1 protein-coding gene is annotated in these 579 nt (G+C 64.2%); it reads right to left on the minus strand.

Translation table 11 applies throughout. The features are described from left to right. On the minus strand, positions 1-579 hold a 579-nt coding region (gene tnpC / locus ACFOMF_RS09080; RefSeq protein WP_386364000.1), incomplete at both ends, for an IS66 family transposase.

The raw sequence follows: 579 nt of genomic DNA on the forward strand, positions 1-579 counted from the left end.
GCGTTGTAGCCGGCGTAGTCGTCGGTCATCAGGTAGCCACGGTAGCCATCGAGCAGGCGCAGCGGCACGTCCTGCGCGCGGCTGGTGCTGTAGTCGAAGAGGATCACCGGCTTGTCCGGCGGCCCACCGCTTTGCACCCACATCCAAGACTGCGCAGTGGGATCGCGTCCCGGTTCATGCAGCACCTGCAGGCGCGTTTCGTCGCAGTGCAGCACCGGGTGCTCCAGCAGCTTGTCGCGCATCAGATTGAGCAGCGGTTGCAGTTGCTCGCCACTCTGGATCACCCAGCGCGCCAGGGTTTGGCGCGGGATGTCGACGCCGTGGCGGCTGAGCATCTTCTCGAAGCGGTACAGCGGGATGCCGTCGGCGTACTTGGTGGTCAGCAACATCGCCAGCACGCTGGGGCTGGCCAGGCTCTTCTCGATCAGTTGTGCCGGCTTGTCGGCGGTGATCGGCGCAGCTTCGCAGACCTTGCAGGCGTAGGTCTTGCGGATATGGCGGATCACCCGCACTTGCATCGGGATGATCTCCAGCTGCTCGCTGGTCTCTTCACCGATGACTTGTTTGCAGGCACCGCAG

Source organism: Stutzerimonas tarimensis, from assembly GCF_042648805.1.
In the GTDB taxonomy this organism is placed as follows: domain Bacteria; phylum Pseudomonadota; class Gammaproteobacteria; order Pseudomonadales; family Pseudomonadaceae; genus Azomonas; species Azomonas tarimensis.